Source organism: Streptomyces flavofungini (genome assembly GCF_014650815.1).
In the GTDB taxonomy this organism is placed as follows: Bacteria; Actinomycetota; Actinomycetes; order Streptomycetales; family Streptomycetaceae; genus Streptomyces; species Streptomyces flavofungini.
Window position 1 is genome coordinate 146,382 of record NZ_BMVR01000011.1, and the last position, 23,714, is coordinate 170,095.

At 69.2% G+C, this 23,714-nt stretch carries 17 protein-coding genes; 6 read left to right on the plus strand and 11 right to left on the minus strand.

Going from position 1 to position 23,714, the window contains the following annotated elements:
* Positions 1-42 precede the first annotated feature (42 nt).
* The 4 genes from rsmG (at position 43) to IE274_RS27270 (ending at position 4,218) form a co-directional block, all read left to right on the plus strand.
* Positions 43-759, plus strand: coding sequence for a 16S rRNA (guanine(527)-N(7))-methyltransferase RsmG (gene rsmG / locus IE274_RS27255; RefSeq protein WP_190118537.1), 717 nt, complete (start codon positions 43-45; stop codon positions 757-759).
* 314 nt (positions 760-1,073) lie between these two features.
* A complete protein-coding gene (locus IE274_RS27260) occupies positions 1,074-2,150 on the plus strand; it encodes a ParA family protein (protein WP_190118669.1) in 1,077 nt (358 codons plus the stop codon).
* Positions 2,147-3,262 carry a ParB/RepB/Spo0J family partition protein gene (locus IE274_RS27265; protein ID WP_190118538.1) on the plus strand — a complete coding sequence of 372 codons (1,116 nt, stop codon included), beginning with the start codon at positions 2,147-2,149 and terminating at the stop codon, positions 3,260-3,262. Before IE274_RS27260 ends, IE274_RS27265 begins: the two co-directional genes overlap by 4 nt.
* Before the next feature lie 338 nt (positions 3,263-3,600).
* The gene (locus tag IE274_RS27270) at positions 3,601-4,218 is read left to right on the plus strand and encodes a GNAT family N-acetyltransferase (protein ID WP_190118539.1); all 618 of its coding nucleotides are present in this window, start codon (positions 3,601-3,603) and stop codon (positions 4,216-4,218) included.
* Between the two features lie 124 nt (positions 4,219-4,342).
* Here IE274_RS27270 and trxA read toward each other — a convergent pair whose 3' ends face one another.
* The 7 genes from trxA to IE274_RS27305 all read right to left on the minus strand — a co-directional run bounded on the left by trxA (position 4,343) and on the right by IE274_RS27305 (position 14,794).
* The gene (gene trxA / locus IE274_RS27275; protein ID WP_190118540.1) at positions 4,343-4,675 is read right to left on the minus strand and encodes a thioredoxin; all 333 of its coding nucleotides are present in this window, start codon (positions 4,673-4,675) and stop codon (positions 4,343-4,345) included.
* 50 nt (positions 4,676-4,725) lie between these two features.
* Complete coding sequence (gene trxB, locus IE274_RS27280) at positions 4,726-5,688, minus strand: thioredoxin-disulfide reductase (protein ID WP_190118541.1); 963 nt, start codon at positions 5,686-5,688, stop codon at positions 4,726-4,728.
* Positions 5,689-5,882: 194 nt separating this feature from the next.
* Positions 5,883-6,914, minus strand: coding sequence for an anti-sigma factor family protein (locus IE274_RS27285; RefSeq protein WP_190118542.1), 1,032 nt, complete (start codon positions 6,912-6,914; stop codon positions 5,883-5,885).
* On the minus strand, positions 6,911-7,684 hold the full coding sequence (sigM, locus tag IE274_RS27290) for an RNA polymerase sigma factor SigM (protein ID WP_190118543.1): 774 nt from the start codon (positions 7,682-7,684) through the stop codon (positions 6,911-6,913). Before sigM ends, IE274_RS27285 begins: the two co-directional genes overlap by 4 nt.
* Before the next feature lie 42 nt (positions 7,685-7,726).
* A complete protein-coding gene (locus tag IE274_RS27295; protein WP_190118544.1) occupies positions 7,727-9,439 on the minus strand; it encodes a protein kinase family protein in 1,713 nt (570 codons plus the stop codon).
* A 118-nt stretch (positions 9,440-9,557) separates the two neighbouring features.
* The gene (murJ, locus tag IE274_RS27300) at positions 9,558-12,296 is read right to left on the minus strand and encodes a murein biosynthesis integral membrane protein MurJ (RefSeq protein WP_190118545.1); all 2,739 of its coding nucleotides are present in this window, start codon (positions 12,294-12,296) and stop codon (positions 9,558-9,560) included.
* A gap of 47 nt (positions 12,297-12,343) precedes the next feature.
* A complete protein-coding gene (locus IE274_RS27305; RefSeq protein WP_190118546.1) occupies positions 12,344-14,794 on the minus strand; it encodes a DUF6049 family protein in 2,451 nt (816 codons plus the stop codon).
* 227 nt (positions 14,795-15,021) lie between these two features.
* Here IE274_RS27305 and IE274_RS27310 point away from each other — a divergent pair, with 227 nt between their 5' ends.
* Positions 15,022-16,491, plus strand: a complete 1,470-nt coding sequence (locus IE274_RS27310; RefSeq protein WP_190118547.1) for a CCA tRNA nucleotidyltransferase — start codon at positions 15,022-15,024, stop codon at positions 16,489-16,491.
* A gap of 126 nt (positions 16,492-16,617) precedes the next feature.
* Here IE274_RS27310 and IE274_RS27315 read toward each other — a convergent pair whose 3' ends face one another.
* The 4 genes from IE274_RS27315 to IE274_RS27330 all read right to left on the minus strand — a co-directional run bounded on the left by IE274_RS27315 (position 16,618) and on the right by IE274_RS27330 (position 20,456).
* Entirely contained in the window at positions 16,618-17,142 is a 525-nt protein-coding gene (locus IE274_RS27315; RefSeq protein ID WP_190118548.1) for an LppU/SCO3897 family protein, read from the minus strand.
* A gap of 131 nt (positions 17,143-17,273) precedes the next feature.
* Positions 17,274-18,530 (minus strand): MFS transporter, encoded by a 1,257-nt coding sequence (locus tag IE274_RS27320; protein WP_190118549.1) that lies wholly within the window; start codon positions 18,528-18,530, stop codon positions 17,274-17,276.
* Positions 18,531-18,633: 103 nt separating this feature from the next.
* Entirely contained in the window at positions 18,634-19,716 is a 1,083-nt protein-coding gene (locus tag IE274_RS27325; protein WP_190118550.1) for an inositol-3-phosphate synthase, read from the minus strand.
* A 59-nt stretch (positions 19,717-19,775) separates the two neighbouring features.
* Positions 19,776-20,456, minus strand: coding sequence for a PadR family transcriptional regulator (locus IE274_RS27330; RefSeq protein WP_190118551.1), 681 nt, complete (start codon positions 20,454-20,456; stop codon positions 19,776-19,778).
* A gap of 375 nt (positions 20,457-20,831) precedes the next feature.
* On the opposite strand from IE274_RS27330, the gene IE274_RS27335 reads away from it, so the two are divergent.
* A complete protein-coding gene (locus IE274_RS27335) occupies positions 20,832-23,552 on the plus strand; it encodes a transglycosylase domain-containing protein (RefSeq protein ID WP_190118552.1) in 2,721 nt (906 codons plus the stop codon).
* Positions 23,553-23,714: the final 162 nt, after the last annotated feature.

The window sequence follows — 23,714 nt, forward strand, 5'->3', positions numbered from 1 at the left end:
TGATAGTCAGCGAACCCAGTGCGGTACGGAAGGACGGTCCCCGTGACGGAGGCAGCGGAGCTCCCCCCGGCGCCGGAGCAGGCGCGGACGGTTTTCGGTGAGCGGTTCCAGGACGCGGTCCGTTATGCGGAGTTGCTGGCCGAGACGGGAGTGCAGCGCGGCCTGATCGGCCCCCGTGAGGTTCCCCGGCTGTGGGAGCGGCATCTGCTGAACTGCGCGGTGCTGTCCGAGGTGGTGCCCGAGGGCGTGACCGTGTGCGATGTGGGCTCCGGTGCCGGACTGCCTGGTATCCCGCTGGCCCTCGTCCGCGAGGACCTGAAGATCACACTGCTTGAGCCCCTGCTGCGGCGGACGAACTTCCTGACCGAGGTCGTCGAACTGCTCGGGCTCGACCATGTGACGGTCGTCCGTGGCCGTGCCGAGGAAGTCCTCGGCAAGCTGCCGCCCGTCCATGTCGTGACCGCACGGGCCGTGGCCCCGCTGGACCGGCTCGCGGGCTGGGGCGTCCCGCTACTCCGCCCGTACGGCCAGATGCTGGCCCTCAAGGGCGACACCGCCGAGGAAGAGGTCAAGGCGGCGGGCGCGGCCCTGAGCAAGCTCGGTGCGGAGTCCGTCTCCGTCGTGCAGGTGGGCGAGGGCGTGGTGGATCCGCTGTCCACCGTGGTGCGGGTCGAGGTCGGCGAGAGCCCGGGCGGTGTGCGCTTCGCGGCGAAGCGAGCCAAGGCGGCACGGGTGGGGCGGACGCGGCGCCGTCGCTGAGAGCCCAGAGCCAGCAGGGGTGCTGCCGAGGAGGTAATGGGACCGGCGCTGATCCGTCCTGACGACGAGCCGTACTCCACAAAAGCTGTCAAACGTATCCATACCGGGGTGTCGCACCAGCGGCACCCCGGTCGCCGTGCATCGTGTTTCACGTGAAACGTCGCTCACTGCTGCATGGCATCATCAGTCGCGGCCGCGCTGCGGAACCTCGCGAACGCCGGCCGCTCGGTTCCCTCGACAAGGGCACGGAGTTGTCCACAGAGGGGGATTCGTCCACAGAAGACCGGGCCTCGCTGGTTCACGACCCCGAAAGCATGGGAGGCTCTGTTCATTGCGAGCCTGAAGTCGAGGAGAGTGAATCCTTGCGGTCCGACGCCAACATCGCGGGACCGATGACCGATCCGGTCCCCGGTCCCCGTACCGAGTCGGCGGGGGAGGATGTTTCACGTGAAACACCGAGCCCGATGGACGACACCCCCATTGGTCGTGCCGCCCAGCTGGCGGTGGAAGCTCTGGGCCGTGCAGGCGAGGGCTTGCCGCGACCGGATCAGACCAGAGTCATGGTGGTCGCCAACCAGAAGGGCGGGGTAGGCAAGACGACGACAACCGTCAACCTTGCCGCTTCGCTCGCTCTGCACGGTGCGCGCGTTCTGGTGATCGACCTCGATCCGCAGGGCAATGCCTCCACGGCTCTCGGTGTCGACCATCACGCCGAAGTCCCCTCCATCTACGACGTGTTGGTCGAGAGCAAGCCTCTCTCCGAAATCGTCCAGCCCGTCCCTGACGTCGAGGGGCTCTTCTGCGCCCCGGCGACCATCGATCTCGCGGGTGCTGAGATCGAGCTGGTGTCCCTGGTGGCGCGGGAGAGCCGGTTGCAGCGGGCGATCCAGGCCTATGAGCAGCCGTTGGACTACATCCTCATCGACTGCCCGCCGTCGCTGGGGCTGTTGACGGTCAACGCTCTGGTGGCCGGTGCGGAGGTACTGATCCCGATCCAGTGCGAGTACTACGCACTGGAGGGCCTGGGGCAGCTCCTGCGCAACGTCGACCTGGTGCGCGGTCACCTCAACCCGCTCCTGCATGTGTCGACCATCCTGCTCACCATGTACGACGGCCGGACCCGGCTTGCGTCGCAGGTGGCGGACGAGGTGCGCAACCACTTCGGCGACGAGGTGCTGCGCACCAGCATCCCGCGTTCGGTGCGCATCTCCGAGGCGCCCAGCTACGGCCAGACCGTGCTGACCTATGATCCGGGCTCCAGCGGTGCCCTGTCGTACTTCGAGGCGGCACGCGAGATCGCCCTGCGCGGAGTCGGCGTGCGCTACGACGTGCAGCACGCCCATGTGGGCGGACAGAACGAACAGCAGAACTTGACGGAGGGGATGCAGTGAGCGAGCGACGGAGAGGGCTGGGCCGTGGTCTCGGCGCTCTGATCCCTGCGGCTCCTACGGAGAAGTCGGCGGCCCCGGCCGTGGGTGGAGGCTCCACCTCCCCCTCGTCCGTGCCGGTGCTCACCGCTGAGCGAGGTGTGGCGGCCGCGAAGGTGGCCTCGCTTCCGCAGCACGTTTCTCAGGAAACGGACGAGCACACGATCGGTGGTGTGGCCGAGGAGCCGATGCGCCCGGCAGGTGCGCACTTCGCGGAGCTTCCCCTCGACTCCATCAAGCCCAACCCGCGGCAGCCGCGTGAGGTGTTCGACGAGGACGCCCTCGCCGAGCTGGTGACCTCCATCAAGGAGGTCGGTCTCCTCCAGCCCGTCGTCGTACGGCAGTTGGGGCCCGCGCGCTACGAGCTCATCATGGGCGAGCGGCGCTGGCGGGCCTGCCGAGAGGCGGGTCTGGAGCGCATCCCGGCGATCGTGCGGGCGACGGAGGACGACAAGCTCCTCCTGGACGCGCTCCTGGAGAACCTGCACCGCGCCCAGCTGAACCCGCTGGAAGAGGCCGCGGCTTATGACCAGCTGCTCAAGGACTTCAACTGCACGCACGACCAGTTGGCCGACCGCATCGGGCGCTCGCGTCCGCAGGTCTCCAACACGCTGCGGCTGCTGAAGCTCTCGGCGACGGTGCAGCGCAGGGTCGCCGCCGGTGTCCTCTCCGCGGGCCATGCCCGGGCATTGCTGGCCGTGGAGGACCCGGAGGAGCAGGACCGCCTCGCGCACCGCATCGTGGCCGAGGGACTCTCGGTGCGTGCCGTGGAGGAGATCGTGACCCTGATGGGGTCGCGGCCGCAGAGCAAGCCGAAGGCGAAGGGCCCGCGTGCCGGCACCATCGTCTCCCCCGCCCTGACCGGTCTGGCCACGCGCCTCTCCGACCGGTTCGACACTCGGGTGCGGGTCGATCTGGGGCAGAAGAAGGGCAAGATCGTCGTCGACTTCGCCTCGCTGGAGGATCTGGAGCGCATCCTCGCCACGCTCGCCCCGGAGGAGGGCCCGGTCCTCAGGAATGGGCTCGCCGAGGCAGAGGCGGAAGCCGAGGAAGCCTCGGAGGACGAGCAGGACTGAGGCCCATGAGGCCATAGGAGAGGCCCCGGGACGAAGTGTCCTGAACCCTCTGAGAGCAGGTCGTGTCCGGTGTATGCCGGAACACGGCCTGCTCTTTCCTTTCTTACGGTTTCGGTGCAATCGCATCGTGGATACGATGCGATCGGGTACGGCGCATCCACCTGAAGGCACCTCTTAGGGGAGGCAGGGGCCATGCGATCGGTGAGCCGCACAGGACTGATGACCGCCGGGCTCGGGCTCGGAGCGGTTGGTGGTTTCGTCGGCAGCCTGCTCAGGGAACGGAGCGCACTGACAGCCGCTCGTGGCGCTGCGAGCGAAGGAAGTGAGGAACCGCCTTCATGGGGCGACGGCTCGTACCGCTCACGCTGGACAACCTTCCGGACCTTCCCAAGCGTTGTCGCACGTGTGTCTTCTGGGAGCTGGACCCGGTCAGCGGCCAGGCCGCGGTAAAGGCCGGCACTCCGGAGCTGGAGAAGGAGGCCTGGATCTCCGCCGTCCTGCTGGAGTGGGGGTCCTGCGGCCGGGTGGTCTATGTCGACGACGTGCCGGTGGGTTTCGTGCTCTACGCACCGCCCGCTTATGTGCCGCGTTCGACCGCCTTCCCTACGAGCCCCGTTTCACCGGACGCTGTGCAGCTGATGACCGCCTGGATCATGCCGGGCTATCAGGGGCAGGGGCTCGGCCGCGTCATCGTGCAGACCGTCGCAAAGGATCTTCTGCGCCGAGGGTTCAAGGCCATCGAGGCGTTCGGCGACGCGCGCTGGGAGAAGCCGGCCTGTGTGCTGCCCGCGGACCATCTGCTCGCGGTGGGCTTCAAGACGGTCCGCCCGCACCCTTCCTATCCGCGGCTGCGGCTGGAGCTGCGGACGACGCTCTCATGGAAGGAGGACGTCGAGCTGGCACTCGACCGACTCCTCGGGGCGGTCCAGAAGGAACCAGCGCTGCGGCCGCTGTAGTCCGAGCACCCGCACTGAGACGGTGCTGGGCCGGGCGAGCCACGGCGAAGGGGCCAACCTCGTGAGGTTGGCCCCTTCGTGTTTCACGTGAAACATTGCCTGCCGCCATCGCGGTAGGCGTCGACTACTCGGCGATGAAGTCTTCCAGGTCGCGCACCAGGGCCGCCTTCGGCTTGGCGCCGACGATGGTCTTGGTGACCTCGCCACCCTGGTAGACGTTCAGGGTCGGGATCGACATGACGCCGTACTTGGCGGCCGTCGCCGGGTTCTGGTCGATGTTGAGCTTGACGATCTCGATCTTGTCGCCGTGCTCGGCGGCGATCGCCTCGAGGGACGGCGCGATCTGGCGGCACGGGCCGCACCACTCGGCCCAGAAGTCGACCAGTACGGGCTTGCTGCTCTTGAGCACGTCCTCCTCGAAGGAGGCGTCAGTGACGTGCTTCAGGGTTCCGGCCACGGGGGGCTCCTAACTTGGTGCTGCGGTGGGGCAGGCGGGGGTGAGTTGGGTCAGACAGTCGCGGCGGCAGCGTTCTCGCTGTCCACGGCGGCGGCGAGGAAGCGCTCGGCGTCGAGAGCGGCGGAGCAGCCGGTGCCCGCCGCCGTGATCGCCTGGCGGTACGTGTGGTCGACGACGTCGCCGGCACCGAAGACGCCGGAGAGGTTCGTCCGGGTCGACGGCGCGTCGACCTTCAGGTAGCCCTCGTCGTCCAGGTCCAGCTGGCCCTTGAAGAGCTCGGTGCGCGGGTCGTGGCCGATCGCGATGAACAGACCGGTCACCGGCAGCTCGGAGGTCTCGCCCGTCTTCAGGTTGCGCAGGGTGAGGCCGGAGAGCTTCTGCTCGCCGTGGATCTCGGCGATCTCGCTGTCCCAGATGAACTTGATCTTCGGGTCGGCGAAGGCGCGCTCCTGCATGGCCTTGGAGGCGCGGAGGCTGTCGCGGCGGTGGACCACGGTCACGGACTTGGCGAACCGGGAGAGGAAGGTCGCCTCCTCCATCGCCGTGTCACCGCCGCCGATCACCGCGATGTCCTGGTCCTTGAAGAAGAACCCGTCACAGGTCGCGCACCAGGAGACGCCACGTCCGGAGAGGGCGTCCTCGCGGGGCAGGCCCAGCTTGCGGTGCTGAGAGCCCGTCGTGACGATGACGCTCTTCGCGCGGTGCACTGTGCCGGCCGTGTCCGTGACCGTCTTGATCTCACCCGAGAGATCGACGGACACCACGTCGTCGGGGACCAGCTCGGCACCGAAGCGCTCGGCCTGGGCCCGCATGTTGTCCATGAGGTCGGGGCCCATGATGCCGTCCCGGAAGCCCGGGAAGTTCTCCACATCGGTGGTGTTCATCAGCGCACCGCCCGCGGTGACGGCACCTTCGAACACCAGGGGCTTCAGCGAGGCGCGCGCGGTGTAGAGCGCCGCCGTGTAGCCGGCGGGCCCGGAGCCGATGATGATCACGTTACGGACGTCGGTCACGGCTTGATTCCTCGTCTCTGGGGACTACTGCGTACTGCCGGGTGCCTGTCTCAGGACTCTCACCCCACCCAACGGATCCTACGGGGCGAGCATTCCCCACGTGTCCGAGCACACGTAAGCAGGGCAGGCCGGGGCACGGGAAAGGAGCCCGGCACCGACCTCCGGGAAGTGCGTCAGAGGGGTGCCTCAGCGCCTCATGGCCGGGCGTAGGACTCCGTGAGCAGCACCTTGCCCTTGGCGTTGGGCGACGCGGACGCGCCCACGCACGCGGCGTCCACGACATAGGCGGAGACCTTCGCTCCGTCGGTGTCGTGCGGCACGACGACGAGGTAGGCGTTCTTTCCCTCGTACGTGCCCTTGTCGGCGGCCAGGGGTGTACGCCCGCCGAGGCCCTTCTCGATGCACGCGGGCACCTCGACGTACTCCTCGCGCATGGTGGAGCCCTTCTTCGGGCTTCCATCGGGGCTCGATCGGGTGTCGAAGGACGGCTTCTTGCCTCCTGTTTCAGTGCCCGAGATCTTCTGCTCTTCGGAGAGGAGGTCGGAGACCTGAGCTTCGAGCCTGCTCTTCGAGATGGTGTCCGTGCCCGTCGCGGAGGCGTTGGGAGACTCGTTCGAGTCGTCGCTCCACGGCTGGATCAGCAGGGCGCCCAGGCCGAGGGCGGCGGCGGTGAAGACGGCGCCGATCATTGTCGTACGGCGTCGGTGGCTCCGCAGACGTCCACCGCGACCCGGTCCGGTGGCCGCACGCGGGTGTCCAGCGGGGCCGTGTGCGGAGGACGTACTCGGGGTCGACGTCGGCACAGCACCGGGTGCGGCGGTCTGCTTGGCCGCTTCCGTGGGCGATGTTTCACGTGAAACATGCGCGGGCTCGGCGGTGGTTTCACGGCCGGAGTCGGTGTCGGTTTCACGGGCCGAGCCGGCGAGACCCGCAGCCTCGGCGTCAGCTGCGGTGACGGTGGCCGTGGCGGTCGCGTCGAGCAGCGCCTCCGCCGCCAGCGCCGCGTCGATGCGCTCCGCGACGTCGGTGGGCATACGGGGCGGCCCGGGCAGCGAACCGAGCATGCCGCGGATCTCTTCCAGGGACGCGTAGACGTCGGCGCAGAGCGGGCAGTCGTCCAGGTGCTGACGCACGTCCAGGGTGCGGGACGGGGAGAGCAGGCCTTCGGTGAGGTCGGAGATCTCGGCTACGTCCGGGTGCCCAGCCGAGTCTGTCGTCGTGGTCACGCTCGCCCACCTCCGCCCTTCACTGCCGCTGAGTCGCTGGGTCCCGCTTCTGGAGGAGGCCCCGCGTCCTGAGGTTCCGCTGCCGGTGGGACGGTTGTCCCCTCGGTCCGGTTCCGTCCCGGGGCGGTCTTTCTGGGGGTTTCCTTGCCGCCGGTACCGGCGGCACCGCCTGTGCCGTCCTCGCGCCGGGGCGGTGCTTCCGTCCGGAGATGCGTGAGGAGGGGCAGAAGCCGGGCTCTGCCGCGCGCGCAGCGGCTCTTCACCGTGCCGGTCGGGACGTCGAGCACGCGGGCCGCCTCGGCGACGGGATAGCCCTGCATGTCCACCAGGACGAGGCAGGCGCGCTGATCGGGCGGCAGGGTGCCGAGCGCCTCCAGGAGCTCCCGGTGCAGATCGCCGCGCTCGACGGGCGCCGCGGCCGACTCATGCGGTTCGAGGAGCTGGTCCAGGCGCTCGGCGTCGTCGACGGGCGAGGTCTTCCGGGAGGCGGCCTTGCGGGCCCGGTCGAGGCAGGCGTTCACGGTGATGCGGTGCAGCCAGGTCGTCACAGCGGACTGGCCGCGGAAGGTGTGCGCGGCGCGGTAGGCGGAGACGAGGGCGTCCTGGACGGCGTCCGCCGCCTCCTCACGGTCCCCCAGCGTGCGCAGGGCCACGGCCCAGAGCCGGTCGCGGTGGCGGCGGACGATCTCACCGAAGGCGTCCTTGTCGCCGTCGACATGGCGGGCAAGGAGCTCCTGGTCGTTGAGCTCACCGAGCTCGGTGCTGTCCACCGTGGAACCCCTCCCCTCGCCCCTCAGCTTCCGCTGGGCCGGTCAGCCCTTGAACTTCACGTCCGTGATGCCCTGCTTGTAGCCCGCGCTGTAGTAGCCGTCCGTTTCGGACCTCGGCACGTGCGTCATCCAGAGAAACACGTACCGCGTCTTGACCGGCTTGTCGGCCTTGATCTTCAGGCTTGTGTCCGTGGTCGTGCCGTCACCGATCTTCTTCATCGAGCTGACCGGCCCGGACGGCGACATCGAGTCGGCCGCGTACAGCGTCGCCGTCGTGCTGGGGCCCGGGTACTTGAGGCCGAGCGACGCAGCCGCGACGTTCTTCTCGGAGCCGAGGTCGTAGACGATGCCGACGCCCGGGCGGTATGGGGCCAGCCGAGGACCGTCCACGTACGACTTGGTGCGCCAGAGCGTGGAGGTGTCGCCGTCGTACGTCTTCGAAACGTTCTCGGGGTCCTGCGCCTTGCCGCCGAGCAGAGACTCCTGCGCGTTCTGGATGGCGATCGGCTTGGGCGGCTTCGGCTGCTTCTTGTCGTCGCCGTTCGTCGTCTTCGACGTACCGGAGTCGCCGTTCTTGTTCTGGTCCATCAGTGCGTCCGCGAGCTGCCAACTGCCCAGGCCCAGCGCGGCGATGAGCAGCGCGGAGACGGCCCACTTGAGGGCCTTGCCGGTGCGGCTCTGCAGCGGGGGCGGCGGGGCCGGGACGGCCTGGGTGGTGCCGGGGGGCTGGGCGCCACGGCCGTAGTTCCCCTGCTGGTACGTCGTGCGCTGGTACTCCGGCGGGGCCGTGAAGACGGGCTCCGGGGGCCGGATGCGGGGCAGTTCGGCGATGGCCTTGACCAGGTCGTCCGGTGTCGGGCACGCGGGCTCCTGGCGGGACGCCGTCGCGCCGTCGTTGGCGAGCGCGCGCATGGCGAGCTCGGACAGGCCGCGGTGCACCCCGGCGCGGACCTGGTCCGGCGGGAGCAGGCCGACGCCCTTGGGCAGGCCGGACAGGCCGTAGGCGTCGCTGTCGTAGGGCCAGCGCTGGGTCAGCGCGGCGTACAGCAGGGCGCCGATCGCCTCGGTGTCGGCGCGCTGCGGGGTCTCGGTGCTGATGCCGCGCAGCGCGGCGTTCACCGCGAGGCCGCGGATGCGGTACTGGCCCGAGGAGGTGCGCAGCACGGCGCTCGGGGTGAGCCGCAGATGCGCGAGGCCCTCCCGGTGCGCGGCGGCCATCGCCTGGGTGACCTGGCTGACGAGTTGGTAGGCGTCGTGCGCCTCGAGCGGTCCTGCCGCGAGCAGCGCGGTCAGTTCCGTGGCGTCGGGCAGCCACTCGTGCACGACGTAGACGAGGTCGTTCTCCTCGACCGCGTCCAGGACCTGCACGAAGCGGGGGTCACCGAGCAGCGCTGCGGAACGGGCCGCGGCGAGCACCGAGCGCGCCCGGGGATGGTCGGCGGGCAGCAGGTGCACACCCACGGCCCGGCGCAGTTTCTCGTCGACCGCACGCCAGCTGCTGAAACCGTCCAGACGGGTGACGCACTCTTCGAGGCGATAGCGTCTGGCGAGTTTGTGACCGCTGTGCAGTTCCGGGGGAGTCGTCACCCCGGGCGGGCTGGTGGGCTCGTTCGTGTTGGCTGTTCCGTCGTCCGCCGTGTCCCGCTCCCGGGTCTGGGCCACCCCGTCGGCCGTGGACTGCTCCGCCTGCGCGGTCAGCGGCTTCTCGCCGCTGTTGTCTGCCACGTCGACGGCAGCCGTGCTCCGTTCCGCCACCGTCGTTCCTGCCTCCCCATCCGTTGCGCTTCGTCAGACGCCAAAGCCAATTGTGCCCACAGTCCGGCGCTATGCACGACACGCGGTGGCCGACGATGGTTGTGCGGACTCCTTCACATCAGCGCCCCAGTCGCCCGCGCACCATACCGACCAGCGAGTTCAGCTCCTGGATCCGCATGCGCCGCGCGGCCACGAAGAAGACCCCGAAGAGCACCGCGAGACCGACGATCAGCGCGGCCAGCGAGCCGATGACGCCCTGTCCGAGCGCCTTCGTGATCGCGTACCCGGCCCCGGCGCCGAGAATCGCCCCCGGCACGGAGGCGAGCGCGAGGCGGGCGTACGTACGGATCACGTTCGCCCCGTCCAGATCGCCGCCCAGGCGCTTGCGCAGCCGCTGCCAGGCGACGCCCACCCCGATCGCGTACGCGGCGCCGTAGGACAGCGCCATGCCCGCCACGGCCCAGCGGGCGGGCAGGACCAGGTAGCAGATCCCGGAGGCGGCGGCGTTGAAGGCGGCCACGATGACCGTGTTGTAGAAGGGGGTGCGGGTGTCCTCGTACGCGTAGAAGGCGCGCAGGACGACGTACTGCACGGAGTACGGGATCAGGCCGAGGCCGAAGGCCATCAGCATGTAGCCCATGCGAGTGGCGCCGTTGACGCCGGACGAGCCGAAGATGAGCGTGCACATCGGGATGCCGAGTGCGAGGAAGCTGAAGGCGATCGGCACGATGGCGACGGCCGAGGTGCGCAGTCCCTGCGAGATGTCGTCGCGAACGGCCCCGGTGTCGCCCTCGTGTGCCGAGCGGGCCAGCCTCGGCAGCAGAGCGGCCATCAGGGAGACCGTGATGATGGCCTGCGGGAGCATCCAGATGAGTTGGGCGTTGGAGTAGGCAGCGAAGCCGGTGCCGTCCATGCCGGAGTGCTTGACCGCCGCGGTGCCGAGCTGGATCACGACGATCGCGCCCGCTTGGTTGGCGAGGACGAAGAACATCGTCCACTTGGCGAGCTTGGCCGCCTTGCCGAGCCCCTGGCCCTTCCAGTCGAAGCGCAGCCGCAGCTTGAAGCCGGTCTCGCGCAGGTAGGGGAACATCGCCAGCGACTGGACGATGAGCCCGAGCAGGACGCCGACACCGAGCAGCTGCACACCGTCGTCGGGGATCGACGTGACGCGCATGCCCGACTTCTCCGAGGTGCCGTAGACCCAGAGGAACATGCCGAGCGTCGCGATGATGACGACGTTGTTGAGGACCGGGGTCCACATCATCGCGCCGAACTTCCCGCGGGCGTTGAGGATCTGCCCCATCACGACGTGGATGCCCATGAAGAAGATCGACGGCAGGAAGTAGCGGACGAAGGTGATGGCGACTTCGTTGGCGGCCGGGTCGCTGGCGACCGGCGTGGAGAGCAGGTGGACCAGCAGCGGCGCGGCGATCCAGCCGAGCACCGTGAGCACGCCGAGCGCCACCATGACGAGCGTCAGGAGGCGGTTGGCGTACGCCTGGCCGCCGTCCGCGTCGTTCTTCTGGGCGCGCACGAGCTGCGGTACGAAGACTGAGTTGAGGCCGCCGCCGACGGTGAGGATGTAGATCATCGTCGGCAGTTGGTAGGCGACCTGGAAGGTGTCGCCGAGCAGGCCGATGCCGAGCGCCGAGACGATCATCGCCGAGCGGACGAAGCCGGTGAGGCGGGACACCATCGTGCCCGCGGCCATCACGGCGCTGGACTTCAGCAGGCTGGACGCGCGGCCACCGGACTTCCCCGCGGGCGCCGCAGGGGCCGACGAGGGCGCCTTGGCGGGCGCCGGGACGGCCGCCGGTGCCTCCTGCCCCGCAGGCGGGCGCGTGCCGCCGTGCTGCGGCTCCTGGTAGTAGCCGTTCTGGTTCGGGTCCGGGTACTGATGGGGATCCGGGTACTGGTTCGGGTCCTGGTAGTAGCCCCCGGCCTGCTGGTTGGCGTACGGAGCGCCCTGCTGCGCGTACTGGGCGCCTTGCTGGGCGCCGTACGCGGCGTTGTTCTGCGGGTACGCGTACGGCGTGCCGTGCTGCTGGTCCGCGTAGCCCTGCTGGTTGGCGTACCCGGCACCGGGCTGCTGCTGGTCCGGGTATCCGGGCTGCTGCTGGTAGTACGCGGCGCCCTGCTGGTCCTGATAGCCGGAGGCGGGCTGTCCTTGGTACCCGCCGGGCTGTCCCTGGTAGCCGGCCGCCTGAGGGTCCTGGTATCCGGCGTTCTGGGCGGGGTGCTGGCCCTGGTATCCGCCGCCCTGGGCGCCCTGCTGGCCCTGCTGGCCCTGGTACGGGGCGTTCTGCTGGCCCGCGTAGCCCTGCTGGGCGCGCGGGTCGGCGGCCTGCGGGTCGACGTAGCCCGCCCGCGGGTCGTGGTGTCCGCCGCCCTGCTGGTCCCGGAAGAGGTGCGCGAAGGCGTCCGGCTGGTGCCGCTCCTCGCCGGCCTGGGTGACGAGGTCGTCCACGCCCACGTACTGCGTGGTGCGCGGGTCGTCGCCGTAGGGGAGGTGACGGGTGGTGCCGTCCGGCTCCGGCGGCGGGGTCTGGGCCCAGACGCGGGGGTCCGGCTGGTACGGCGACGACGGCGGCTGGGCGTAGAGCTGCTGCGGGTCCGGGTAGCTGCCGGGCGGCGGCGGGGGGTGGGCCGCGCGGTCGTAGAGCGCCTCGGCGACCGGGTCCTGGGCCGAGAGGTCCTGGGCCCGGTAGGGGTCCTGGGCGTACGCGTCCTGGAGGTAGGCGTCCGGCGCGTGCTGCGGCGGCACCTGACCGTCCTCATGAGGGCCGGGAGGCGGGTCCCCGGCGGCACCGGAGCTGCCCGCGCCCTGGCCGCGCTCACCGTCGTACGGCGCGTTCATGGTTTACCCCACCTCATGGTCCGCGGGCCCACCGGCCACGACATCGCTCAACGGTCCACTCTCTCACCCGTGTGCGACGGCTCGGTGCTTTCCACAGCGGTGTCCGGTGTCGGGTCACTCGGCTGCTCGGGATCGGCCGAACCGGGGTCCGTGCCGGGAGAGGTGTCGGGGGTGGCGTCGGAATCCCCGTCGGGGCCGCCGTCCGGGCCCGCCTCGGCCTGCCGCCGCGCCGCACGCTTGCGCTGGGTGTACATGCGGAATCCGGCGAGGACCAGGAGCAGCACGCCGCCGCCGATGACCAGCATCACCGTCGAGGTGAACTCGGTGACGTTGACGTCGAAGCGGACGGGCTCGCCGTAGGGCTCGTTGTCCTCGGTGTAGAGCTGGGCGTAGACCGTGACCGGGCCGTTGGCGTTGGCCGTGGTGGTGAACTTCACGGACTGGGTGTGGCCACCGCCCGTGATCCTGACGGCCTGCTCCTCGTAGAGGCCGTCGCCGACCTTCAGACGGGTGGGGTTGGTCGACGTCAGGCGCAGGACGAGGTGGTCGACGCCCTGCACCAGGTTGTTCTGCACCGTGACCGGGATGGTGGCGCTGCGGCCCGACAGCTTCACGTCGGACTTGTTGATCAGCTTCACCTGCTGGATGAGGCTCGTCAGATACCCCTGCACGCCCTTGCGGAAGTTCAGCGCGTCGGTCGGGCGCCCGCGCCACGACGTGGACATCTCACGGTCCATCGCCCGCCCGAAGGGGGTGATCACGCGGTCCGGCTCGGAGAGGACCTGCTTGAAGCGGTCGAGCTTGCCCTGGGTGTTCTGGATCTCCTCGAACGCCGAGCGGGGCAGCTCCTGCTTGCGCAGGGACGACGGGTAGGCGCCGGCCGAGGGGACCTGGGTGGTGGCGTCCGGGTCCGGCTCGGCCTTCGCGGCCGCCGCCAGGGTCTGCGGCTGCGACCAGCGCTTGTCGTCGAGGGAGGCCAGCGCCCTGGCCATGGTCTGCGCCTGGCTGGCCGAGGGCATGCGCTGGGGGGCGACCACGATGCTGCGCTGCTTGTCCGGATCCTGCAGTGTGATCATGAGGCTTTGGGCCAGGAACTCCTGGACGGCGAGCGTGGAGTTCTCGGCCCCCGTCATGTCGCCGCGGAAGGCGGTCGACAGGCGCGCGTCGGCGACCACGGCGGTCGTGCCGCCGCCGATGGGCCGTGCGGCGCTGGGGGTGTACAGCAGCCCGCCCGTCTCGCGCAGGCTGTCACTGCGGGCGATCACCGAGTGGGCGCCGGCCGAGGTGGCGACGTCGACGACCGACGGGTCGATCGCGCCCTCCGTGGGCCAGGCGAAGTCCGAGCTGGGCTTGACGTTGAGGATGTCCTTCACGGCCTGGGCGCTGACCTCGGTGGCTTCCTTGAGGTGGCCGAGGGAGCCCTTGACGGACCGGCCGTTGTGGGCGAGCGAGGCGAGGTCGGGGTCCGCGAAGGGCAGCGCGACGACCTTCTTGCCCTCCACGGCCTTGTGGAGCTGGTTGAGCCACTGCTTCGCCACGGCCTGGTGCTTGCCCGCGATGGTCGTGCCGTCCGGTCCCTCGACGTCGTAGCTCGTCGTCATCGCGTCGACGGAGACCAGCAGGTCCGGATCGATGACCCAGGTGACGTCGAGCTGGCTGCCGAGCGTCAGGAGCTGCTGCAGCCGCCCGCCCGTCTGGAGCTCCTTGGCCAGGCTCTCGTCCTTGAAGAGCGGCGTCTGCTGCTCGTCGGAGCGCGACCTCGACGTGAGGTGCGTGGTGGAGATGAGCGGCCACAGGTACGTCGTCTTGGTCTTCGTGTCGGCCGCCCCGTCCTGCCACGGCAGGAAGGTCCGCTCGATGCCGAGCACTTGGGGGAAGGGCTGCGCGGCGGTCTGGCCGGTCAGCGTGACGCCGAGCTGATAGACGCCGTCCATGGTGAGGCGCAGGGCGCTCACGGGCACGGAGATGCTGAAGTCGTACGGAACGCCGGGGGCGAGCCGGGAGAACTTCTCCACGTACTTCCCGCCGACCTCGGAGCCGTCGAGGCCCGGCTGGTACGCGGTCCGCTTCGCGGCGCTGTCGATGTCCGTGCGGCCGCCCAGGGCGCTGCCCACGAGGAGGCCCACATGGGCGTCGGTGATCGTCTGGCGGCCCTCATTGGTGATCTTGCCCGAGACGACCACGGTGTCGCCCTCGCGGGGCGCGCTGGGCGTGAGGGCGTCCAGGGACACGTCGACGGTGCGGGAGCCGGTGGCGGCGGCCTTCGCGCCGGTGCGCGCGTTCGCGGCGCCGGTGTGCGTGCTCGACGCACCCACCGTCCCCGTCGCGCTCGCCGTGCCTGTCAGCACTCCGGTACCGGCGGCGTACACGGACGGGCTCGCAGGCATCTGGAGCAGTCCGGCCAGCAGCGGTGCCCCGGCCAGCAGTGTCGCTGTCCGCCGGAACCACCGGCGGGCAGGTGAGGGGCTGGTCCCCGGGAAATCTGCCGCCTCGGCCACGCGTTGCCCGTCCCTCGTCGTCGTCAGCTGTGTCGGTGCTAGTCGTTCGCTGCGTCCACGCATGGTAACGAGGTGCGCCGGGGCTAAGTGCCGCGGACTGCTCCACAAGATCGGAAGACCTGGCGATGATGTCCGCAAGGCCGGAGGTGAGCGCCGTACGCGGCGCTGACGAGGCCCGTGGAAATCCGGGCGGCCCCGGGCGCCCGGGGCACGTACCCTTTTCTGTTGTGCCGAACGCCAACGAAGACAATCCCCGTGCCCTGAGCCAGGCGCAGGACCGCGCCGTGAGCGAGCTGCTGCGCGTCTCCCCCGTCGCGGACGACCTCGCCCGCCGTTTCCAGGAGGCCGGGTTCTCGCTCGCCCTGGTGGGCGGATCGGTCCGGGACGCGCTCCTGGGCAGGCTCGGCAACGACCTGGACTTCACGACGGACGCCCGGCCCGAGGACGTCCTGAAGATCGTCCGGCCGTGGGCCGACGCGGTCTGGGAGGTCGGGATCGCCTTCGGGACGGTGGGCTGCCAGAAGGACGCCCACGTGGACGGCGCCGAGCAGCGCTTCCAGGTCGAAGTGACGACATATCGATCGGAGGCGTACGACCGGACCTCGCGCAAGCCCGAGGTGTCGTACGGCGACTCCATCGAGCAGGACCTCGTCCGCCGTGACTTCACCGTGAACGCGATGGCCGTGGCGCTGCCGGAGAAGACGTTCATCGACCCGCACGGCGGCCTCGGTGACCTGGCGGAGCGCGTCCTGCGTACGCCGGGGACTCCCGAGGAGTCCTTCTCGGACGACCCGCTGCGGATGATGCGGGCCGCGCGCTTCGCCGCGCAGCTCGACTTCGAGGTGGCCCCGGAGGTCGTCGCCGCCATGAAGGCGATGGCCGAGCGCATCGAGATCGTCTCCGCCGAGCGGGTCCGGGACGAGCTGAACAAGCTCATCCTGTCCGCGTACCCGGCCAAGGGCCTCGCGCTCCTTGTGGACACCGGCCTCGCAGACCACGTCCTGCCGGAGCTTCCGGCCCTGCGCCTTGAGCGTGACGAGCACCACCGGCACAAGGACGTCTACGACCACACGCTGATCGTCCTCGAACAGGCGATGGCGCTGGAGACCGAAGGCCCGGACCTGACGCTGCGGCTCGCCGCGCTGCTGCACGACATCGGCAAGCCGAAGACGCGCCGCTTCGAGTCGGACGGGCGGGTCTCCTTCCACCATCACGAGGTGGTCGGCGCGAAGATGACCAAGAAGCGCATGACCGCCCTGAAGTACTCGAATGAGCTCATCAAGGACGTATCGCGGCTCGTGGAGCTGCACCTGCGCTTCCACGGCTATGGCGAGGGCGAGTGGACGGACTCCGCGGTACGGCGCTACGTCCGCGACGCGGGCCCGCTCCTCACCCGCCTACACAAGCTGACCCGCTCCGACTGCACCACCCGCAACAAGCGCAAGGCCAACACCCTGTCGCGCGCGTACGACGGCCTGGAGGAGCGCATCGCCCGCCTCCAGGAGCAGGAGGAGCTGGACTCCATCCGCCCCGATCTCGACGGCAACGAAATCATGGAAGTCCTGTCCGTCCGCCCCGGCCCGGCCGTCGGCCAGGCGTACAAGTTCCTGCTGGAGCTGCGCCTGGAGAACGGGCCGATGGAGCGGGATGCGGCGGTGGCGGCGCTCAAGGAGTGGTGGGCCGCGCAGGAGCAGTAGGGGTGAGCATGCGAAGGGGCGCCGTGTTTCACGTGAAACACGGCGCCCCTCTTGTATGAAGCGGGGCGATGTTTCACGTGAAACATCGCCCCTCGGCGTAGGCGCATGCTTGGCCCGCGGCCTGCCCTACAGCTTGTGTGGCGCCAGGCAGAGCGTGAAGTCGTCGCCGCGACCGGTCTCCCGGTACGTGGCGTACTTCGTAATGTCGCAGGTGCCGCTGTCCTTCTTCTCCGCGACCTTGTACTTGGCTTCCTTGTCGCTGCAGTCCACGATCTTCAGACCCGGGTCGGTCTTGTTATTGGGGTCCTCGATGCTCATGCAGTCGCCGACCTCGGCGGCAGCCGCCTCGTCCTGGCCCGCCAGGAACGCGCCACCGGCGATCAGAGCGACGACGGCGACACCCGCGATGGAGAATATGAGCTTCTTCTTGCTCTTCTTGGGCGGCGCCATCGGGTCCGGACCGCCCTGGTAGAACGGCATGCCCGGCTGCTGCGGAGTGCCCGGCTGCGGCGGGTACGGCTGGCCGGGAGCCTGGCCGTAAGGGGCGCCCTCGCTCTGGGGCTGGCCGTACGGCGCACCACCCTGCGGCTGGCCGTAGGGCTGCTGGCCCTGGGGGAATGGATTCTGGCCCTGGGGCGGCGGAGTGGACACGGGGATCCCCCTAGAAGAGAGCGCAAGGCGTGTGGCTGGGATGCGCGATGGCGCGAAACGACCCCCGTAAGTTACCGAGGTCCCGAGCGCGGATTGAAGCTCAGCGGGCCTCTGTGGCATTGATGTGACACTTACTGGTCGTCAAACCTGGCCATAGCCACAGCAATCGCCGCGTAAATCACGGCCACCGTGACAACCAAGGGGGCCGATTTTCCGTCCGGGGGCAGCATCAGGGCGGCCACGCCTGCCGCGCCGACGAACGAGATGTTGAAGAGGACGTCGTAGAGGGAGAAGACCCGGCCTCGGAAGCCGTCGTCCACGGCGGCCTGGACGACCGTGTCCGTGGCGATCTTCGCGCCCTGGGTGGTCAGGCCCAGGACGAAGGCGGCGACGAACATCGGCACCGGGGCGAAGGCCAGGCCGAGCGCGGGCTCCAGGACGGCCGCCGCGGCGGCGCAGAGCACGAGCCAGCCGCGCGGCCCGAACCGCCCCGCGGCCCACGGCGTCACCACGGCCGCCGCGAAGAACCCGGCACCGGAGATCCCCACGGCGACCCCGAGCAGCGCGAGCCCGTCGTCCTCCGTCGACCCCCACGCGTACCGGCACAGCATCAGCACCATGACCGTCAGCGCGCCGAAGCAGAACCGCATGAGCGTCATCGACACGAGAGCGTGCGCGGCTGGGCGGCGCTCGGCGAGGTGGCGTACGCCCGCAAGGAGGCCGCGTGCGGTCCCGGCGAGCGCCGTGCGCAGGTGTGGCTGCACCAACTCCGGATCGGGGCCGAGGAGTTCACGGGAGATGCGCAGGGAGGCGAGTGCCGAGCAGAGGTAGAGCGCGGCCCCCAGGAGGACCACGGCCGCGTCCGAGTCCGATGCCACGATGCGTACCGCGAAGGCGAGGCCGCCGCCCGCGGTGGCCGCGAGGGTTCCGGCGGTCGGGGAGAGGGAGTTGGCGATGACCAGCCGGTCGGCATCGACGACGCGCGGCAGCGCCGCCGAGAGCCCGGCCAGGACGAAGCGGTTGACGGCCGTCACACACAGCGCGGAGGCGTAGAACAGCCAGTCCGGGGTGTCGCTGAGGATCAGCACGGCGGTCACGCAGGCGAGGGCGGCCCGCAGCACATTGCCGTACAGCAGGACCTGGCGGCGCCGCCAGCGGTCGAGCAGGACGCCCGCGAACGGGCCGACGAGGGAGTACGGAAGGAGGAGCACCGCCATCGCGGAGGCGATCGCCGCGGCGGACGTCTCCTTCTCCGGCGAGAAGACCACGTACGCGGCGAGCGCGACCTGGAAGACGCCGTCCGCGCCCTGGGAGACGAGCCGCACGGTCAGCAGGCGCCGGAAATCCCGCAGCCGCAGGAGAACGCGCAGGTCACCGACGACAGCCATGGAGCACAGCCTCACATACGAGCGGGGTCCCCGGGCACATACGACCCGGGGACCCCAACTGCCAACCGAAGCAGCCGACTCAGCAGTCGGCGCAGCGGTTGACTCAGCGCTCGACCTCGCCCTTGATGAACTTCTCGACGTTCGCGTAGGCCTCGTCGTCGAAGTACTGCACCGGCGGGGACTTCATGAAGTACGAGGACGCGGAGAGGATCGGGCCGCCGATGCCCCGGTCCTTGGCGATCTTCGCGGCGCGCAGGGCGTCGATGATGACACCGGCCGAGTTCGGGGAGTCCCAGACCTCGAGCTTGTACTCCAGGTTCAGCGGGACGTCACCGAAGGCGCGGCCCTCGAGGCGGACGTACGCCCACTTGCGGTCGTCGAGCCACGCGACGTAGTCCGACGGGCCGATGTGGACGTTCTTCTCGCCCAGCTCGCGGTCGGGGATCTGCGAGGTGACGGCCTGCGTCTTCGAGATCTTCTTGGACTCGAGGCGGTCGCGCTCCAGCATGTTCTTGAAGTCCATGTTGCCGCCGACGTTGAGCTGCATGGTGCGCTCAAGACGGACACCGCGGTCCTCGAACAGCTTCGCCATGACGCGGTGCGTGATGGTGGCACCGACCTGCGACTTGATGTCGTCACCGACGATCGGGACGCCGGCCTCGGTGAACTTGTCCGCCCACTCCTTGGTACCGGCGATGAAGACCGGGAGGGCGTTGACGAAGGCGACCTTGGCGTCGATGGCGCACTGGGCGTAGAACTTCGCGGCGTCCTCGGAGCCGACCGGCAGGTAGCAGACCAGGACGTCGACCTTGCGGTCCTTGAGGATCTGGACGACGTCGACCGGGGCCTCGGCGGACTCCTCGATGGTCTGGCGGTAGTACTTGCCCAGACCGTCGTGGGTGTGGCCACGCTGGACCTGCACGCCGGAGTTCGGCACGTCGCAGATCTTGATGGTGTTGTTCTCGCTGGCACCGATGGCGTCCGCGAGGTCGAGGCCGACCTTCTTCGCGTCGACGTCGAAGGCGGCGACGAACTCGACGTCACCCACGTGGTAGTCGCCGAACTGGACGTGCATCAGGCCCGGGACCTTGGTGTCCGGGTCTGCGTCCTTGTAGTACTCGACGCCCTGGACCAGCGAGGCGGCGCAGTTGCCCACGCCGACGATGGCTACGCGAACCGAACCCATTCCGGTTGCTCCCTGTGTGATCTCGGTATTCCGGATGAGACTCCGCGGAATGCGGAGGCTCACTTGGTGGTGTCGTCGGACGCATCCGGCGGCGGGGTGCTGCCCCGCCGCCGGGGCAGGACGCCCGACTCCCCAGATGTGCTGTTCTGCTGAGCGGAGCTGTCGGGGGCGGACCGTTGCTGGTCGCGTCCCGCGCGCTCGCTCTCGATGAGCTCGTTCAGCCAGCGCACTTCGCGCTCCACGGACTCCATACCGTGCCGCTGCAGCTCAAGCGTGTAGTCGTCGAGGCGCTCCCGGGTGCGGGCCAAGGAGGCGCGCATCTTCTCCAGGCGCTCCTCCAGGCGGCTGCGGCGGCCCTCGAGCACCCGCATCCGCACGTCCCGCGAGGTCTGGCCGAAGAAGGCGAAGCGGGCAGCGAAGTGCTCGTCCTCGTACGCATCGGGGCCGGTCTGCGAGAGCAGTTCCTCGAAGTGTTCCTTACCTTCAGCCGTCAACCGATAGACGATCTTGGCGCGGCGCCCCGCGAGGGGAGCCAGGGCCTCTCCGGCAGTACCCGATTCCTCGATCAACCAGCCGTTCGTGACCAGAGTCTTGAGGCATGGGTAGAGCGACCCGTAGCTGAAGGCGCGGAACACACCCAGTGAGGTGTTGAGCCGCTTGCGCAGCTCGTAGCCGTGCATCGGGGACTCGCGGAGCAGGCCGAGCACGGCGAACTCGAGGATGCCGGAGCGTCTGCTCATCGTCGCCTCCCGTCTGTCCCGGTCTGCCGCGCACGGCCCTTTATGCCGACCCGATGTATCGGCTCGATACATCACGACGATAGAACGAGGTGCCGCCTGCGACAAGAGGGGGCACGGTGAACGGCATCACATCACCGATTCGTAGGAAGTAACTTGCCTGTTTTGGGGTGAACTTCGGTCCTAAGAGGGTTTTGACGGTGCGTAGTCTGTGCGCCATGCATACCGCCGGGAACCAAGTGACGCGAGGTGGCGTCGTCGTCCCCGGTGCAGTGCGGATGAGTGCCGGAACGGGCGCATCCGTACATCGGGGGGACCGGAAACCAGCCGCCGTTTCCAGGCGCGGAGATCCGCGCCTGCCCGAGGAGTAGTCGTTCGATGAGCGAGCACCGTCGCAAACCGCCGCAGCCGCAGGGCGGCGGACGCGCCGCGGCCAGGCGTGGCGCATCCGGCGCATCCGGCGCGCCGTCGGGCCGTCGTGCAGCACCGCGTGGCGCCACTGGCGCGCCGTCATCCCCGTCGTCGTACGGGCAGGGGGCTCCCGAGGGCGAGGAGCGTCCTTACGGCGGCCGGGCCGAGGCTCGGCGCGCGGCCCGCAACGGCTCCGTCGGGGGTGGCGGCGGCCGACGCAGAGTGGCCGAGAACGCCGGTCGAGGGCGCGGCAGAGGGCGTGGCCACGAGCCCGTCAAGAAGCGCTTCATCGACTATCCGCGCGCGGGTAAGTTCGGAGCGCGGCGCTGGCTGCCGTCATGGCGGCTCGTCACCGGCCTGTTCATCGGGTTCCTCGGCAGCGCGCTGGCGGTCATCGGCATCGCGTACGCCCTCGTCGAGGTCCCGGAGGTCGCCAAGGCGGCGAGGGCCCAGAACAACGTCTACTACTGGGCCGACGGCTCGCAGATGGTCGCGACGGGTGGTGAGACGAACCGCCAGATCATCAAGTACGAGGACATCCCGCGGGCGATGCGCAACGCCGTCATCTCGGCGGAGAACAAGACCTTCAACAAGGACAAGGGCGTCGACCCGATGGGTATCGCCCGGGCCGTGGTGAACATGGCCAAGGGCGGTCAGACCCAGGGCGGCTCGACGATCACGCAGCAGTACGTGAAGAACGCCCGCCTCGACGACCAGTCGCAGACGTTCACGCGGAAGTTCAAGGAACTGTTCATCTCCATAAAGGTCGGCCGGGAGGTGAGCAAGGAAGACATCATGGCGGGCTATCTGAACACCGCCTACTACGGCCGCAATGCCTACGGCATCCAGGCCGCCGCGCGTGCCTACTTCGCCAAGGACGCGGAGAAGCTGAACCCGAGTGAGTGCGCCCTCCTTGCGACCGTCCTCAAGGGCGCCACGTACTACGACCCGGCCGGATACCCCGAGATCGACCCCGCGGCCAGTCCCAAGGCCAACCGGGAGCGGGCCGAGAAGCGCTGGAAGTGGATCCTCGACGAGGAGGTCAAGGACGGCAGTCTGAGCGCCGACGTCCGCGACAAGTACACCAAGTTCCCGAAGCTGCAGAGCCCGCGCTCGAACGTCAAGCTGAGCGGCCAGATCGGCTACCTGGTCTCGCTGGCCAAGGCGTACGTCATCAACAACAGCGACGGCAAGATCACCGCAGGCCAGCTCGAACAGGGCGGCTACGAGATCCACACGACCTTCGACAAGAAGAAGGTCAACCAGCTCGAGGACGCGGTGGAGAAGGTCCGCAAGGCCAAGATCAAGCCGAAGCTGCGTCCGGACAAGGACACGCACGTCCAGTTCGGTGGTGCGTCGGTGAACCCCAATACCGGGGCGATCGAGGCCATCTACGGCGGTGAGGACGCGACCAAGCACTTCACCAACAACGCGGACACGACCGGTGCCCAGGTGGGCTCGACGTACAAGCCCTTCGTGCTGGCGGCGGCCTTCAAGAACGGCATCCGCTCCAAGACCGGCGGCGAGATCCAGGGCGATGGCACGCGCACCATCGTCAACCCGAAGAGCAAGTACAGCGGCAAGAACAAGCTCAAGATCAAGAATTACAACGGTACGGTCTGGCAGGACAAGGACGGCAAGGAGTGGCTGCAGACCAATGACGGTCAGCAGTCGTACAACCCGCCGACCTACAAGATCGACCTCCGCGAGGCCATGCGGGAGTCGGTCAACTCCGCCTACGTCCAGCTCGGCATGGATGTCGGGCTCGACAAGGTGAAGGCAGCGGCCATGGACGCCGGCCTCAAGGACGACAAGTCCATGGCGGGCGCCACCTACCCGTCCTTCTCCCTCGGTACCTCATCACCGAGTGCGATCCGCATGGCCGGGGCGTACGCCACGTTCGCCGACGCAGGCAAGCAGCGCGATCCGTTCTCGGTCAAGGAGGTCGAGAAGGAGGGCGAGACGGTCTACCAGCACGAAACCGTGACCAAGAGCCCCTTCAGCGCTGATGTCGCGAACAACGTCACCGACGTGCTGCGCACGGTCGTCGACAAGGGCACCGGCACGTCGGCCCAGCTGCCCGGCCGCCAGGTGGCGGGCAAGACCGGTACGACGGACGGCAACAAGTCCGCCTGGTTCGTCGGCTACACCCCGCAGCTCTCGACGGCGATCAGCATGTACCGGCTCGACGACGACGAGAACAACAGCAAGCGCGAATTCCTGGAGATGTTCGGCACAGGCGGCGAGAAGAAGATCCACGGCGCCTCCTTCCCCGCGCAGATCTGGAAGGACTACATGCAGGAGGCGCTCAAGGGCGAGCGCGCCATCCCGTTCCCGGTTCCGGGGAAGATCGGCGAGGTCGTCGGAGACCCGCCGCCGCCCTCCCCGACGCAGACCGAGGAGCCCGAGCCGAGCGACTCCCCGTCGCCGTCGCCGAGCGAGACCAAGCCGTCCGAGTCTCCCGACCCGTCCGAGTCTCCCGACCCGACCGAGTCGTGCAAGCCCTGGGACCCCAGGTGTGAGGACGACGGCGGTGCGACGGACGGCGGAGCCGATAGCGGCGGTGCCGACGGCGGACCCGGCGGTGAGACACAACCACCCACCGGCGAGCCGAACGGCGGCAATGGCAACGGCGGCAACAACGGCAACGACAACGAAGGAGGGCTCTTCGCCGGTCCGACCGGCTGAGCCGATCCCTGCGTACGTTTCACGTGAAACGGCGTGATCCACGGAAACGGCATGTTTCACGTGAAACAAGGCCGCCGCATCCGGCAACGGTGCGGCGGCCTTGTTGTGCCTGTCTCGTGTTGTGCCTGCCGTGATGGCGTCGTGCCGTGACGTCCTGGTGCG